Source organism: Streptomyces sp. NPDC045431 (assembly GCF_040646655.1).
Classification (GTDB): domain Bacteria; phylum Actinomycetota; class Actinomycetes; order Streptomycetales; family Streptomycetaceae; genus Streptomyces.
The window spans coordinates 206,832-221,632 of record NZ_JBEZAQ010000001.1 but is presented as its reverse complement, the minus strand read 5'-3'; the positions used below and the strand labels follow the sequence as shown (position 1 = coordinate 221,632).

The window sequence follows — 14,801 nt, the reverse complement described above, 5'->3', positions numbered from 1 at the left end:
GCACGCTGCTGAGCATGAGTTCACGGATCGTGGTGATCGGCGGAGGCACGGCGGGCGCACGCCTCGCCGAGCGGCTGCCCGTCACCCTGCTCGGCGAGGAGCCGCACGCCCCGTACAACCGGGTGCTGCTCGCGGACGTCCTCGCCGGGCGGTACGGGCCCGAGGTCATCGCCCTGCCTACGCCGCGCGACGAGGGGTCGCGGCACGAGGTGCGGGTGACCGCCATCGACCGCGCCGCGCGGGTGGTGCACTGCGCGGGCGGCGAGGCGTTCGCGTACGACCGGCTGGTGCTGGCCACCGGCTCGAACCCGGTGCTCCCGCCGCTGCGCGGCCTCGGCGGCGACCGGCTGCCTTCCGGGGTGCACGCCTTCCGCACCCTCGACGACTGCATGGCGCTGGACGCGGTGGTCGGCCCCGGGGTCCGGGCGGTGGTGATCGGTGGCGGCCTGCTGGGCGTGTCGGCGGCCCGCGCCCTGGCCGCCCGGGGCGCCGAGGTGGTGCTGGCCCAGCAGGGCGAGCACCTGATGGAGCGCCAGCTGGACGCGGAGGCAGCGCGGCTGCTGCGCCGCCATCTGGAGGCGGACCTGAGCGTGGAGGTCCACACCGAGTGCCGCGTCCGCGGCCTGCGGTGCGAGGACGGCGCCGTCGAGGCCGTCGAACTCGCCGACGGCTTCGTGCTCGACGCGGACGTCGTCGTCATCGCCTGCGGCGTACGGCCGCGCGTCGGGCTCGCCCTGGAGGCGGGTCTCGACGTGCGGCGCGGCATCGTCGTGGACGACCAGCTGCGCACCTCCGACCCGTACATCCACGCCGTCGGGGACTGCGCCGAGCACGACGGCCGGCTCTACGGCCTGGCCGGCGCCGCGCTGGAGCAGGCCGATGTCCTCGCGGACGTCCTCCTGCACGGCACCGGCGCCTACCGCGGCACCCGCGCGCTGACCCGGCTCAGCATGGACGCCCTCGAACTGGCGGCGTTCGGCGAGGCGACGCCGCTGCCCGGTGACGACACCGTGCGGCTGGCCGACGCGACCAGCGGCGCGTACCGGAAGGTCGTCGTCCGCGGCGACCGGCTCGTCGGCGGGGTCCTGCTCGGCGATCTCGGCGCGGTCGGGGCGCTCGCCCGGGCCTGGGAGGGCGATGAGGCCCTTCCGGAAGCGCCCCTGCTCCACCTGCTCACCCATGACGGAGGCTCATAACATGGCCCACCAGCCCACCATCGTCCTCATCGGCCACGGCATGGTCGGCCAGCGCTTCCTGGAGGCCCTCGCCGAGCGGGGCGTCACCGAGCGGGCCCGGATCGTCGTCTTCTGCGAGGAGCCGCGCCCCGCGTACGACCGGGTCCGGCTCACCTCGTACTTCGACGGCAGGACGCCCGACGACCTCTCCATGGTCGAGGACGGCTTCATGACGCGGCACGGCATCGAGCTGCACCTGGACGACCCGGCCGAGACCATCGACCGCGAGGCGCGGACGGTCACCTCCCGCGCCGGCCGCGTGATCGCGTACGACACGCTCGTCCTGGCGACGGGCTCGTACCCCTTCGTGCCGCCCGTTCCGGGCAAGGACGCGACCGGCTGCTTCGTCTACCGCACGATCGAGGACCTCCTCGCCATCGAGGAGTACGCGAAGACGGCGCGGACCGGCGCGGTGGTCGGCGGCGGGCTGCTCGGCCTGGAGGCGGCGGGCGCACTCAAGGGCCTGGGCCTGGAGACGCACATCGTGGAGTTCGCGCCGCGCCTGATGCCGGTGCAGGTGGACGAGGGCGGCGGTGCGGCCCTGCTGCGCACCATCGAGAACATGGGCCTCATCGTCCACACCGGAACCGGTACGCAGGAGGTCCTCACGGAGGACGGCTCCGTGACCGGCATGGCGCTGTCGGACGGCTCCACGATCGGCACCGACCTGGTGGTCTTCTCGGCGGGCGTACGCCCCCGGGACCAGCTGGCCCGCGACTGCGGCCTGGCGGTCGGCGAGCGCGGCGGCATCGCCGTCGACGAGCGGTGCCGTACGTCGGACCCGGCGGTGTACGCGATCGGCGAGTGCGCCCTGGCGGCCGACGGCCGGGTGTACGGGCTGGTGGCGCCCGGTTACGAGATGGCGCTGACGGCGGCCGCGGCGATCGCCGACGAGTCCGCCGAGGCGGCCTTCACGGGCGCCGACACCTCCACCAAGCTGAAGCTGCTCGGCGTGGACGTGGCCTCCTTCGGCGACGCGCACGGCACGGCCGAGGGCTGCCTCGACGTCGTCTACTCCGACTCGCGCGCCGGCGTCTACAAGAAGCTCGTCGTGGACGCGGACGGCGTGCTCCTCGGCGGTGTGCTCGTCGGCGACGCCGAGTCGTACGGCATGCTGCGGCCGATGACCGGCACCAAGCCGCCCGTCGCGCCCGAGCAGCTGGTGCTGCCGGCGGGCGCGGGGGCGCCGGTGACGCTCGGCCCGTCCGCCCTCCCCGACGACGCGATCATCTGCTCCTGCCACAACGTCACCAAGGGCGCCATCTGCGCCTGTTCCTCGCTGCCCGAGGTGAAGAAGTGCACCAAGGCGGGCACGGGCTGCGGCAGCTGCGTGAAGGTGATCCAGCAGCTGCTGCCGAAGCCCGCCGACAGCGGCATGTGCGGCTGCTTCTCGTACACCCGCAGCGAGCTGTTCGAGATCGTCCGGACCATGCGCTTCACGTCGTACGGGCAGCTGCTCGACTCGCACGGGCGGGAGGAGGCGCGCGGCGGCGAGGGCTGCGAGATCTGCAAGCCGGCCGTCGCGTCGATCCTGGCGAGCCTGCACAACGAGTACATCCTCGACGGCGAGCGGGCCGCGCTGCAGGACACCAACGACCACTTCCTGGCGAACATGCAGCGCAACGGCTCGTACTCGATCGTGCCGCGCATCCCGGGCGGGGAGATCACCCCGGAGAAGCTGATCGTGATCGGCGAGGTGGCCCGCGACTTCGGCCTCTACACCAAGATCACGGGCGGTCAGCGGATCGACCTGTTCGGTGCCCGGGTCGACCAGCTGCCGGCGATCTGGGCGCGACTGGTGGACGCGGGCTTCGAGTCGGGGCACGCGTACGGCAAGTCGCTGCGCACGGTGAAGTCCTGCGTGGGCCAGACCTGGTGCCGCTACGGCGTGCAGGACTCGGTGAAGATGGCCATCGACCTGGAGCTGCGCTACCGGGGCCTGCGCGCCCCGCACAAGCTCAAGTCCGCCGTCTCCGGCTGCGCGCGTGAGTGCGCCGAGGCCCAGTCGAAGGACTTCGGCGTGATCGCCACCGCCAACGGCTGGAACCTGTACGTCGGCGGCAACGGCGGCGCCACGCCCCGCCACGCGGACCTGCTCGCCCAGGACCTGTCGGACGCGGAGCTGATCCGGCTGATCGACCGGTTCCTGATGTTCTACATCCGCACCGCCGACCGGCTGGAGCGCACCGCGACCTGGCTGGAGCGGCTGGAGGGCGGCCTCGACCACCTCCGCGACGTGATCGTGCACGACAGGCTCGGCCTCTGCGACGAGCTTGAGGCGCAGATGGCCGCGCATGTCGCGAGCTACCACGACGAGTGGGCCGAGACCCTGAACGACCCCGAGCGGCTGCGCCGGTTCGTCTCCTTCGTCAACGCCCCGGACGCGCCGGACCCGTCGGTGAAGTTCGTACCGGAGCGCGGCCAGATCAAGCCCGACCTGACGATCCTGACGCTGGAACCCCTGGAAGGAGCTTCCGCCCGATGATGCTCGAACTCTCCTACGACGACGCCTGGCTGCCGATCTGCGAGGCCTCGGCGCTGACCCCAGGGCGCGGCATGGCGGCGCTGCTGCCCGACGGACGCCAGGTGGCGCTGTTCCAGGACCGGGCGGGCCGCTGGTACGCGATCGACAACCGCGACCCCTTCACCGGCGCCCAGGTGCTGGCGCGCGGGCTTCTCGGCTCGGCGGGCGGGCGGCCGTTCGTGGCGTCGCCGCTGCTGAAGCAGCGCTTCGACCTGGAGACGGGGCGGTGCCTGGACGACGAGGAGGTCGCGGTGGCGGTCTTCCCGGTGCGTACGCGGAAGCTGGCCACGGTTTCTTGACCGTACGTTCCAGTTTGATCTAGGGTCCTGTCCGTGGCCAGGACCAAGGAATTCGATCCGGACGCCGCGCTCCAGTCGGCCCTCGAGCTGTTCTGGGAGCGCGGCTACGAGGCGACGTCGATGGCGGACCTCGTGGACCGCCTCGGCATCGGCCGCGCCAGCATCTACGCGACCTTCGGCAGCAAGCACGAGCTGTACCTGAAGGCCATGGACCGGTACGCGGAGGCCCGCGAACCGCGCCTGATGGACGAGCTGTCCCGGCCGGGTCCGGCGCTGCCGGCCGTCCGGGCGGTGGTGCGGCGGTTCGCCGCCGAGGCGTCCTCCGACGCGGAGCGGCTGACCGGCTGCTTCTTCACCAATACGGCGGCCGAACTGGCCCCGCGCGACCGGGCCGCGACCCGCCGCGTGGAGATCGCTTGGGAGCACATCGAGACGATGCTGCACTCCGCACTGGTGCGGGCGCGGGCCCAGGGGGAGCTGGCGGCCGACCGCGATCCGCGCGCGCTGGCCCGGATGCTGCTGGTGCTGATGCAGGGTCTGCGCGTCGTGGGCAAGGCGTCCGGCGATCCCGCACGGGTGCGCGACGCGGCCGAGCAGGCCCTGACGCTGCTGGACTGACCACACGCCGGCCACAACAGACCGGCCACAACGGCTCGACGAGGGGTGCCCGAGGCACGGGCGCCCTTCTTTTCCGCCCTCAAATTGGAACGTTCGGTCAAAAATTAATGGAGGGGACGATCATGTCCGCACGCTTCACCGGCACCACCGCTCTCGTCACCGGCGCGGGCTCCGGCCTCGGCCGGGCCATCGCGCTCGCCTTCGCCGCCGAGGGCGCCTCGGTCGCCGTGGCCGGGCGCACCGCCGCGACCCTCGACGAGACCGTCGCCCTGATCGAGAAGGAGGGCGGCACGGCGGCCGCCTTCACCGCCGACGTGAGCCGCGCCGACGACGTACGCGCCCTGGTGCGGCGCACCGTCGAGCGCTTCGGCGGGCTGGACGTGGCGGTCAACAACGCCGCCGTGCTGCGTGGCGAGGGCAGCCCGGTCGCCGACCTCGGCCCGGCGGACTGGCAGGCGATGCTCGACATCAACGTCACCGGAGTGCTGTACGCGCTCCAGGCCGAGATCGCCCACATGCGGGCGAACGGCGGCGGGGCGATCGTCAACGTCGGCTCGACCCTGGGCGCGCACGTCCGCCTGCCCGGTATGGGCGGGTACACGGCCGGCAAGGCGGCGGTCGCCGCGCTGACCCGCGCCGCCGCCCTGGACCACATCGGGGACGGCATCCGGATCAACCTGGTCAGCCCCGGCGCCTCGGACGCCCCGATGTCCCTGCGGCCGGGCGAGACGCACGAGGAGCGCGCGGCCAGGTTCACCACGCCGCTCGGCCGGCTGACATCCGCCGAGGAGGTCGCCGCGGCGGTGCTGTACCTGGCCTCACCGGACGCGGGATCGACGGTCGGCACCGATCTGGTGGTGGACGGCGGCGCCGCGGCGTAACGGACCGACCCGCGTCTCAGCCCTGGACGGCCGACGGGTCCATCCACATGACCTCCCACAGGTGGTGGTCGGGGTCCTGGAAGGAGCGGCCGTACATCATGCCGTAGTCCTGGGGGTCGTTGGCCGGGGAGCCACCGGCCGCCAGGGCGGCGTCGGCCAGCTCGTCCACCTTCTCCCGGCTGTCGGCGCTCAGCGCGATGATCGCCTCCGTCGACGTCCGCGCGTCGGCGATCTCCTTCTTCGTGAAGTCCTTGAAGCGCTGCTCGGTGAGGAGCATCGCGAAGATGGTGTCGCTGAACACCAGGCAGGCGGCGTTCTCGTCGGTGAACTGCTCGTTGAAGGAGTAGCCGAGCTTGCCCCAGAAGGCCTTGGAGACCTCCAGGTCCTTGACGGGCAGGTTCACGAAGATCATCTGAGGCATGTCATCCATCCGTTCGGTGCGGTTGCCGTGCGGCGTGTGGCGTGCGCCGTGTGCCGTGGCGCCGTGTGCTTTCGAAGGGGTAGACCCGGCACTCCTCGGAAACTCATCGCTCCCTCGGAACACCTCTCGAAAAAAATCTCCCTCACCTTGCGGGCCCGCGCACCCCCACCTAGCGTCGGCCTCATGAGCCCCGCGAGCTCCCCGGGCCGGCGGATCACACAGAAGCTGTCGGGCGACGCCCTGGCCGCCGCCACCGGCAAGGACTGGGACGGCTGGTTCGCCCTGCTCGACGCCTGGGGCGCCGCGACCGGGCGCTCCCACACCGAGATCGCCCGCCACCTCGTCGAGGCGTACGGGGTGCCGGGCTGGCACGCCCAGTCGATCACCGTCGGGTACGAGCAGGAGCGGGGCCTGCGGCAGGTCGGCCAGTCCAGCGCGGGCGACTGGCAGGTGTCCGTCAGCAAGACGGTGAGCGTCCCGCCGGAGCAGGTCTCCGAGGCGTTCGCCGACCCGGAGCTGCGCCGGCGCTGGCTTCCGGACGTCCCGGAGGGGGACTTCGCGCTGCGGATGCACCGCCCGGGCCGGTCGCTGACCGCCGACTGGGGCGGCGCGACGAGCCGTGTCGCGGTCCGACTGACCCCGAAGGGCGAGGGCGGGACGCAGATCGGCCTGGGGCACACGAAACTGCCGGACGCGGACGCGGTCGCCGCGTACAGGAGCTTCTGGCGGGAGCGGCTGGCGGAGCTGAAGCGACTGCTGGAGAGCTGAGGCCGGGCGACACCGGCCGGGCCCGGCCGAGTCCCCCGCACGGTGGGCGAGCCCACCCCAACCGAGCCCCCGAGCAAGTCCGACCGACTTCGATCGAGTTCGCACGAGCAGGACCGAGCCTGACCGTAAAAGGCCGAAAGTCGACCACCGGCCCGGCCTCCCGCCGCTTCCCCTTCACCGGTTGTTGATGCACCGTCAATGCAGGACCCATGCCGGAGTTCTAGGTTCCTCCAAGCGCGCGACCCCGCCGGCCGTCCGGCCGCGCGGCAGTCTCACACCCCCTCCTGGAGTGACAAGTGGAACGTCGCAGTTTCCTGCGCGGAGCGGTCATCGGCGGCTCGGCCGCCGCCTTCGGCTTCACCCTGATGCGCGGCGCGGCCTACGCGGCGCCCGCACAGCCGGGCCCGGGCCCGTACGGGGCGCTCGGCGCGGCGGACGCCAACGGCATCCGGCTGCCCAGCGGCTTCACCAGCCGGGTGATAGCCCGGTCCGGCCAGAAGGTCGGCTCCACCTCGTACACGTGGCACAACGCGCCGGACGGCGGCGCCTGTTTCGCGGACGGCACGGGCTGGATCTACGTCTCCAACTCCGAGATCTCCTCCACGGGCGGCGCGAGCGCGATCAAATTCTCCGCGACCGGCGCCATCACCGGCGCGTACCGCATCCTCTCCAACACCAACCGCAACTGCGCGGGCGGCGCGACGCCGTGGAACACCTGGCTGTCCTGCGAGGAGGTGGACACGGGGTACGTCTACGAGACCGACCCCTGGGGCGTGAAGGCGGCCGTCCGCCACCCCGCCATGGGCCGTTTCAACCACGAGGCCGCGGCCGCCGACCCGGTCCGCAGGGTGATCTACCTGACCGAGGACAAGTCGGACGGCTGCTTCTACCGCTTCGTCCCCTCCACCTGGGGCAACCTGTCCTCCGGCACCCTCCAGGTGCTGGTGGCGTCCACGGCCACCTCGGGCTCCTTCACCTGGCAGAACGTCCCGGACCCGGACGGCTCTCCCACCGCCACCCGCAGCCAGGTCTCCGGCGCGAAGAAGTTCAACGGCGGCGAGGGCTGCTACTACGCCAACGACACCGTCTGGTTCACCACCAAGGGCGACGGCCGCCTCTGGCAGCTGAACCTCACCACCCACACCTACGAGCTGGCCTACGACGACTCGCTCGTCACCAGCGGCACCGCCCCGCTGACCGGCGTGGACAACGTCACCGGCGCGTCCTCCGGCGACCTGTACATCGCGGAGGACGGCGGCTCGATGGACCTCTGCATCGTCACGCCGGACGACGTCGTGGCGCCGTTCCTGCGCATCGAGGGCCAGTCCGGTTCGGAGATCTGCGGGCCGGCCTTCTCGCCCGACGGCAAGCGGCTGTACTTCTCCAGCCAGCGCGGTACGACGGGCAGCTCCTCGGGCGGCATCACCTACGAGGTGACGGGTCCGTTCCGGGCGTAACTCCGCCGCCGCTGCTGCTGCGGGATCCGGCCGTACTGGGCGCCGCCGTGCAGGAGGGCGGCGCCCAGCGGCGTCAGCGTGTGCAGGACGGAGCTGCCCTGGCGCAGCGTGACCACCAGGCCCGCCTCGCGGAGCACGCCCGCGTGCTGGCTGGCGGAGGCGAGCGACACCCCGGCCCGGCGGGCCAGTTCGCTGGTCGTGCCGCCGTGGCCGATGGCCTTGAGGACGGCGGAGCGGGTGTGCCCGACGAGCCGGCCGAGTGAGGACGACGCGGCGCCGCCGCCGGCCGGCTCGCCGGCCGCCGGGGCGTCGGAGTGCGTCACCGGGTACACCAGCACGGGCGGCAGCTCGGGGTCGCGGTAGACGACCGGGGTGCCCCGGCAGAAGAACGACGGCTGCAGCAGCAGTCCCCGCCCGTCGAGGTGCAGGTCCCGGTCGACCGGGTAGTCCGCCTCCAGCACGGGCGAGCGCCAGCGCAGCGTCGGCGGCAGGGAGGCCAGCAGTTCGTCGGCGCCGCCGTCGAGCAGCGCCCGGCCGCGCACGGCGCGGTCGGCCTCCACACGGGACTGGATGTACGTCCAGTAGGGCTCGATGGCCGCGCGGTGGTAGCCGCGCAGCGCCCCCAGCAGCCGGCTGAACGGCTCGGGGCGGCCCTCCCGGAGTCCGGCGGCCCAACCGGGCAGCGGCGCCGCGCCGGGCCGCGAGGCGGCGAGCAGGGCCAGCTCGGTGCCGATCCGGGCGGGCGGGGTCTCCCGTACGGCCTCCAGAGCCGTGTCGAGGCCGCCGAGCCCCTCGGGGGGCGTCAGGAAGTCCGGGAAATAGCCCCGCTGCGGGACGAGTGCCCCCAGCAACCGTGTTTCACCGTTCAACCGCGTGCGGGTTTCCGAGCGCCATTCTCCGTAGACGAGGGCACCGCGCCGGTCCCGCAATCGGTGAAAGCTGAGGACGGTTTCCCACAACACATCCGGCCGGGCCGCCATCCGAACCCCGGCAAGGTCGGCCCCGGTGAAATGTATACGCAGCACTGAACCCCCACCTGTTGCATCCGCAATCACCCCCCACCACTGAGTATGCACGCCATCACAGGACGTCACCACGGCATTTCAGCCACAGTTGAAACGCATCGCGGAGGCAGGGTGTAAACCGAAAAGCTGTACGCCGTCGGACGGGAAACCGTCAGGACCGAGGTGACGTGGTGAAGACCGTGGGGGGCTTCTCGCGTCCGGCGGCGGTCCTGACAGGTTGCGGCTCTCCTGTCCGGCAGGGGTAATGGGGCGCGGTCGGCGGGTGGGGATCCGGTGGCCGCGCTCCGCCCATTGTTTGCGGGGCGAATGGCGCAATTCGAGCGGGCACCTGAAGTCCGCTCTTCAACAGCCCGGAATTCAACCGCCCGTAACGCCGCGGGAATACACCTCGGCACCTGAACGAAATACCCGGACGAAATACGACGGGGCGGACACCTCCGCACAAGGTGTCCGCCCCGTCTCTCTTGCGACCCGGAGCCGCCGCCGATCGGTGAGGGTCGGGGACCAACGGCGGCTCCGGTGACTCGGAGCCCGACCGTCCGGGCCGGGCGGGGCCAGGGGACGGTCGGACAGGACCCGGCCTCAGCGGCCGGGCGAGGCCCGGCGTCAGGGCCGGACTGGACCCGGCCTCAGGGCCGGGCTGGACCCGGCCTCAGCGGCCGGGCACGGCTCGGCTCAGCGGCTGTCGCTGCCCGACGACTGCGCCGCCGCGCGGCCCGCCTCCAGGCGCGCCACCGGGATCCGGAAGGGCGAGCAGGAGACGTAGTCGAGACCCACCTCGTGGAAGAAGTGCACCGACTCGGGGTCGCCGCCGTGCTCACCGCAGACACCGAGCTTGATGTCGGGGCGGGTGGCCCGGCCCGACTCGACCGCGCTGCGCACGAGCGCGCCGACGCCGTCCTTGTCGATCGTCTCGAACGGGCTGACGCCGAAGATGCCCTTCTCCAGGTACGCCGTGAAGAAGCTCGCCTCCACGTCGTCGCGGGAGAAGCCCCACACGGTCTGGGTGAGGTCGTTCGTACCGAAGGAGAAGAACTCCGCGCACTCGGCGATCTGACCGGCGGTCACCGCGGCGCGCGGCAGCTCGATCATCGTGCCGAGCGCGAGCTTCAGCTCGACGCCGGTCTGGGCCTGCACCTCGGCGATGACCTGCTCGGCCTCGTCGCGGACGAGCTCCAGCTCCTGCACGGTGCCGACGAGCGGGATCATGATCTCCGCGCGCGGGTCGCCCTTCGCCTCGATGCGCTGGGCCGCGGCCTCGGCGATGGCCCGCACCTGCATGGTGAACAGGCCGGGGATGACCAGGCCGAGGCGTACGCCGCGCAGACCCAGCATCGGGTTCTGCTCGTGCAGCCGGTGCACGGCCTGGAGCAGGCGCAGCTCGTTCTCGTGCGGCTCCTTGCGGGCCTCGGCGAGGGCGACGCGCACCGACAGCTCGGTGATGTCGGGCAGGAACTCGTGCAGCGGCGGGTCGAGGAGGCGGACCGTGACCGGCAGGCCGTCCATCGCCTCGAACAGCTCGACGAAGTCCTGCTTCTGCAGCGGCAGCAGGGCCTTGAGGGCGTCGTCGCGCTCGGCGTCCGTGTCGGCGAGGATCAGGCGCTCGACGTACTCGCGGCGCTCACCGAGGAACATGTGCTCGGTGCGGCACAGGCCGATGCCCTGCGCGCCGAATCGGCGGGCGCGCAGCGCGTCCTCGGCGTTGTCGGCGTTGGCGCGTACGCGCAGCCGGCGTACCCGGTCCGCGTAGGCCATGATCCGGTGCACGGCCTGGACCAGCTCGTCGGCGTCGTCGGCGCCCGCGTGCATGCGGCCCTCGAAGTACTCGACGACCGGCGACGGCACGACCGGGACCTCACCGAGGTACACCTTGCCGGTGGAGCCGTCGATCGAGACGACGTCGCCCTCCTCGACGACGTGCCCGCCGGGCACGGTCATACGGCGGCGCTTGGTGTCGACCTCGAGCTCCTCGGCGCCGCAGACACAGGTCTTGCCCATGCCGCGCGCGACGACGGCCGCGTGGGAGGTCTTGCCGCCGCGCGAGGTGAGGATGCCTTCGGCGGCGATCATGCCGTCCAGGTCGTCCGGGTTGGTCTCACGGCGGATCAGGATGACCTTCTCGCCGGACCGGGACCACTTGACGGCGGTGTACGAGTCGAAGACGGCCTTGCCGACGGCCGCGCCCGGGGAGGCGGCGATGCCGCGGCCGACCTGCTGGACCTCGGCCTTCTCGTCGAAGCGCGGGAACATCAGCTGCGCGAGCTGGGCGCCGTTGACGCGCTGGAGCGCCTCGGCCTCGTCAATGAGGCCCTGGTCGACGAGCTGCGTCGCGATGCGGAAGGCGGCACCGGCGGTGCGCTTGCCGACGCGGGTCTGGAGCATCCACAGCTGGCCGCGCTCGATGGTGAACTCGATGTCGCAGAGATCCTTGTAGTGGTTCTCCAGCGTCTCCATGATCTGCATCAGCTGGTCGTACGACTTCTTGTCGATCGACTCGAGGTCGGCCAGCGGCACGGTGTTGCGGATGCCGGCGACGACGTCCTCGCCCTGGGCGTTCTGGAGGTAGTCGCCGTAGACGCCCTGGTGGCCGGAGGCGGGGTCGCGGGTGAAGGCGACGCCGGTGCCGGAGTCGGGGCCGAGGTTGCCGAAGACCATGGAGCAGACGTTGACCGCGGTGCCGAGGTCGTGCGGGATGCGCTCCTGGCGGCGGTACAGCTTCGCGCGGTCGCCGTTCCAGGAGTCGAAGACGGCCTTGATGGCGAGGTCCATCTGCTCGCGCGGGTCCTGCGGGAAGTCGCGCCCGGCCTCGGCCTTGACGATCTTCTTGAACTGCTTGACCAGCTTCTTCAGGTCGCCCGCGTCGAGGTCGGTGTCGACGGTGATCTTCTTGGCGGCCTTGGCCTCTTCGAGGGCCTCCTCGAAGAGCTCGCCGTCCACGCCGAGGACGGTCTTGCCGAACATCTGGATCAGACGGCGGTACGAGTCCCACGCGAAGCGCTCGTCGCCGGCCTGCTTGGCGAGGCCCTCGACGGACTTGTCGGAGAGTCCGATGTTGAGGACGGTGTCCATCATGCCGGGCATCGAGAACTTCGCGCCGGAGCGGACCGAGACGAGGAGGGGGTTGTCGGCCTGGCCGAGCTTCTTGCCCATCTTCTTCTCGAGGGCGTCGAGGTGCGCGGTGACCTCGTCCCTCAGCTCGACCGGCTCGTCGCCGCTCTCGAGGTACACCTTGCAGGCCTCGGTGGTGATGGTGAAGCCCGGAGGGACGGGGAGACCAAGGTTGGTCATCTCGGCGAGGTTGGCACCTTTTCCGCCGAGCAGGTCCTTGAGGTCCTTGTTGCCCTCGGTGAAGTCGTACACGAACTTCTGATCTTTGATTTCCGACACGGGTCTCGACTCCTCGAGGACTCGGTGGCTGCCCTGACGGCGAGGAACATACCCAGATCGAAGGCTTCTGGGTACGTCCACTTACCCGTCATGCGGCCTTAACCACCCGTCCGCCACCAGATCGCAGGCAACTCGCGAGTAACAAGGTGAGGGTCCATTCCTTCAACACCTGAATGCCGGTTGACCAAAACCTGAGCTGAAGTGCTCATCTGAGCGAGCCGTAAGCCAAGTGAGTTCAACTCTTGAACGCAAGAAAGGTGGCACTGGGTGCCACCCTTTGAAAAGTACAGTCGCACCGCATGCGCTCATCTGAGCGCAACCCCTATCAGGGGTGGCGAGAATCACGCGCGCTGATCACCGGAAATTCCAGCATCCGGACCGCGGTAGGGCAGGTGGAGGCGCCTCCGCGCGCAGGCACCTCCCCGCGCAGACCCTTCCCCGCGCACTCGGCACCACCGGCACGGATGGCACGGGGTGCGGGGTGGGGGCGGGGTGGGGCGGGTGGTGCCGACGGGAAACACAGGCCCGGCTGCGGGCCGGGCGCACCCCGCCCGGCCCGCAGCCGAACAGCGCAGGTGGGCGGGGGTACGGCCGGCGACAGCACAGGCAGGCTGGGGTACGACCGGCGACAACGGCGCCAGAGCGGGCGGCGGCGACGGCGACGGCCGGTCAGCCCCCCGAGGTGTCCAGTTCGGCTTCCGCGCCCACGACCGCCGAGCAGTCGTACGGGTCCTTGAGCCAGCCGTCCGGCAGGACGACCCGGTTGTTGCCGGACGTCCGCCCGCGCGGCCCGTCCGCGCCCAGCGGCCACGCCTGCTCCAGGTCCAGCTCGCTCAACTGAGCGCGCAGCTCGTCCAGCGACGACGTCACCGCCAGCCGCTTGCGCATCTCCGAGCCCACCGCGAAGCCCTTCAGGTACCAGGCCACGTGCTTGCGGAAGTCGATGACGCCCCGCGTCTCGTCCCCGATCCACTCCCCCAGCAGCTGCGCGTGCCGCACCATGACGTCCGCGACCTCGCGCAGCGTGGGCGCCGCCGAGGCCCCCGTACCCTCAAAGGCGCCGACCAGGTCGCCGAAGAGCCACGGGCGGCCCAGGCAGCCGCGCCCGACCACGACGCCGTCGCAGCCGGTCTCGCGCATCATGCGCAGCGCGTCCTCGGCGCACCAGATGTCGCCGTTGCCGAGCACGGGGATCTCCGGCACGTGCTCCTTCAGCCGGGCGATGGCGTCCCAGTCCGCCGTGCCGCCGTAGTGCTGGGCGGCCGTGCGGCCGTGCAGGGCGATCGCGGTGACGCCCTCCTCGACGGCTATGCGCCCCGCGTCCAGGTACGTGATGTGGTCGTCGTCGATGCCCTTGCGCATCTTCATGGTGACCGGCAGGTCGCCGGCGCCTGTGACGGCCTCGTTCAGGATCGCCCGCAGCAGCGGGCGCTTGTAGGGGAGGGCGGAGCCGCCGCCCTTGCGGGTGACCTTCGGGACCGGGCAGCCGAAGTTCAGGTCGATGTGATCGGCGAGGTCCTCGTCGACGATCATCCGGACCGCCTTGCCGACCGTCACCGGGTCGACTCCGTACAGCTGGATCGACCGGGGCGTCTCGCTCGCGTCGAAGTGGATCAGCTGCATGGTCTTCTCGTTGCGCTCGACCAGCGCCCGCGTGGTGATCATCTCGCTCACGAACAGCCCCTTTCCGCCGCTGAACTCGCGGCACAGGGTGCGGAACGGAGCATTCGTGATGCCGGCCATCGGCGCGAGCACCACCGGCGGCTGCACGACGTGCGGCCCGATGGAGAGAGGACTGAACGCGGTCATGCCCCCCATTGTCACCCACCCGCGCACACGCCCCGCCGGACGCCCTGAGCCCGGCATCCCTGGACGGCGGCACACGGAAGGGCCCGGGCGACAATCCGCCCGAGCCCTTCCGTCCCCCGTACGCGCAGTCCCCCGTACGCTCCCCCGTACGCGCGTCCCCGTACGCGCAGTCCCCCGTACGTGCGGGGCGGGCGTCAGCTCTCCTGCTGCTTGCCCTCCGCCCGCTCGCGCATCTTGCGCAGCAGCTCCTGCTTCTGGTCGGCGGCCGCCCTGCGGTCGGCGGCGCGCGCCGGCGCGGAGCCCTGCTGGTCGGCGCGGGACAGCTTCTTGCGCTGTCCGCCGACGCCGAGAAGGTTGTTACGGCTCTTGGCCACGGT

General features: G+C 71.5%; 12 protein-coding genes. 7 read left to right on the top strand and 5 right to left on the bottom strand.

Annotated elements, in window-relative coordinates:
* The first annotated feature begins 14 nt into the window (after window positions 1-14).
* The 5 genes from AB0A69_RS00935 to AB0A69_RS00915 all read left to right on the top strand — a co-directional run bounded on the left by AB0A69_RS00935 (window position 15) and on the right by AB0A69_RS00915 (window position 5,557).
* Entirely contained in the window at window positions 15-1,196 is a 1,182-nt protein-coding gene (locus tag AB0A69_RS00935) for an FAD-dependent oxidoreductase (protein ID WP_361413811.1), read from the top strand.
* A 1-nt stretch (window position 1,197) separates the two neighbouring features.
* Window positions 1,198-3,720, top strand: coding sequence for a nitrite reductase large subunit NirB (gene nirB, locus AB0A69_RS00930; protein WP_361413808.1), 2,523 nt, complete (start codon window positions 1,198-1,200; stop codon window positions 3,718-3,720).
* Complete coding sequence (gene nirD / locus AB0A69_RS00925) at window positions 3,717-4,058, top strand: nitrite reductase small subunit NirD (protein WP_361413805.1); 342 nt, start codon at window positions 3,717-3,719, stop codon at window positions 4,056-4,058. Before nirB ends, nirD begins: the two co-directional genes overlap by 4 nt.
* 33 nt (window positions 4,059-4,091) lie before the next feature.
* Window positions 4,092-4,676 carry a TetR family transcriptional regulator gene (locus AB0A69_RS00920; protein ID WP_361413802.1) on the top strand — a complete coding sequence of 195 codons (585 nt, stop codon included), beginning with the start codon at window positions 4,092-4,094 and terminating at the stop codon, window positions 4,674-4,676.
* A gap of 122 nt (window positions 4,677-4,798) precedes the next feature.
* Entirely contained in the window at window positions 4,799-5,557 is a 759-nt protein-coding gene (locus tag AB0A69_RS00915) for an SDR family oxidoreductase (protein ID WP_361413799.1), read from the top strand.
* 16 nt (window positions 5,558-5,573) lie between these two features.
* Here the strand turns inward: AB0A69_RS00915 and AB0A69_RS00910 are convergent, their stop codons facing one another.
* Window positions 5,574-5,978 (bottom strand): VOC family protein, encoded by a 405-nt coding sequence (locus AB0A69_RS00910; RefSeq protein ID WP_361413796.1) that lies wholly within the window; start codon window positions 5,976-5,978, stop codon window positions 5,574-5,576.
* A gap of 183 nt (window positions 5,979-6,161) precedes the next feature.
* Between AB0A69_RS00910 and AB0A69_RS00905 the strand changes: the two genes are divergently transcribed.
* A complete protein-coding gene (locus AB0A69_RS00905; protein WP_361413793.1) occupies window positions 6,162-6,746 on the top strand; it encodes a hypothetical protein in 585 nt (194 codons plus the stop codon).
* Window positions 6,747-7,042: 296 nt separating this feature from the next.
* Entirely contained in the window at window positions 7,043-8,203 is a 1,161-nt protein-coding gene (locus tag AB0A69_RS00900; protein WP_361413790.1) for an alkaline phosphatase PhoX, read from the top strand.
* Here AB0A69_RS00900 and AB0A69_RS00895 read toward each other — a convergent pair.
* The 4 genes from AB0A69_RS00895 to AB0A69_RS00880 form a co-directional block, all read right to left on the bottom strand.
* Window positions 8,173-9,228: a winged helix-turn-helix domain-containing protein gene (locus AB0A69_RS00895; RefSeq protein WP_361413787.1), complete on the bottom strand. Its 1,056-nt coding sequence runs from the start codon at window positions 9,226-9,228 to the stop codon at window positions 8,173-8,175. The two genes, AB0A69_RS00900 and AB0A69_RS00895, sit on opposite strands and share 31 nt — an antisense overlap.
* A gap of 675 nt (window positions 9,229-9,903) precedes the next feature.
* A complete protein-coding gene (gene ppdK / locus AB0A69_RS00890; RefSeq protein WP_361413784.1) occupies window positions 9,904-12,615 on the bottom strand; it encodes a pyruvate, phosphate dikinase in 2,712 nt (903 codons plus the stop codon).
* A 669-nt stretch (window positions 12,616-13,284) separates the two neighbouring features.
* Entirely contained in the window at window positions 13,285-14,424 is a 1,140-nt protein-coding gene (dusB, locus tag AB0A69_RS00885) for a tRNA dihydrouridine synthase DusB (protein ID WP_361413781.1), read from the bottom strand.
* A 194-nt stretch (window positions 14,425-14,618) separates the two neighbouring features.
* Complete coding sequence (locus AB0A69_RS00880; protein WP_355355851.1) at window positions 14,619-14,798, bottom strand: DUF6243 family protein; 180 nt, start codon at window positions 14,796-14,798, stop codon at window positions 14,619-14,621.
* Window positions 14,799-14,801: the final 3 nt, after the last annotated feature.